Here is a 479-nt window from a genome sequence, read left to right as displayed (position 1 = left end):
GGCCGGGTGCCGGAGGGCTGCGCCTCGGCGGTGCTCGTCGACCGGGACGCCGCCAATGCCCTGCGCCGGATCGGCTTCACCGGCTGACCGGCTAGCCTTTCCGCCAAGCAGTGGCATCAGGCAGACGGTGGGCGACAGATGGACTTCCCGGCGGACATCCCGGACCGGACGCACTTCCACCCGCACGGCGGGTGGCCCGGCAACGAACTGGAGGAGGCGCTCTCCGCCTCCCTCGGCGTCCCCTCGGCGGGAGCCCGGATCGTCGAGGTTCTCGGCCGCAGCTTCCTCTGGGTGCCGCTGCCGAGCGGCGGCGGCCCGCACAGCGGCCCCCTCGACCTGCCCACCATGGAACTGGACGGCCAGGCGTACGTGCCGGTCTTCAGCTCCGAGGAGCAGTTCCGGCGGGTCGTCGGCTCCCACATGGGCTGCACCATCGCGCCCGCCGTGGAGTACGAGCGCGCGCTGAAGCCGCAGTCCCT

1 protein-coding gene and 1 pseudogene are annotated in these 479 nt (G+C 73.1%); both read left to right on the top strand.

From position 1 onward, the window contains the following. Window positions 1–87 (top strand): annotated as a pseudogene (locus LPA54_RS37330) (ATP-binding protein); the annotation flags it as partial. A gap of 51 nt (window positions 88–138) precedes the next feature. Then, on the top strand, window positions 139–479 hold a 341-nt coding region (locus LPA54_RS37325), incomplete at its 3' end, for an SseB family protein (protein ID WP_228984891.1).

The organism is Streptomyces sp. DH12 (genome assembly GCF_020873895.1).
Classification (GTDB): Bacteria; Actinomycetota; Actinomycetes; order Streptomycetales; family Streptomycetaceae; genus Streptomyces.
The sequence above is the reverse complement of the archived record's forward strand: the minus strand, read 5'-3'. Positions and strand labels throughout refer to the sequence as shown.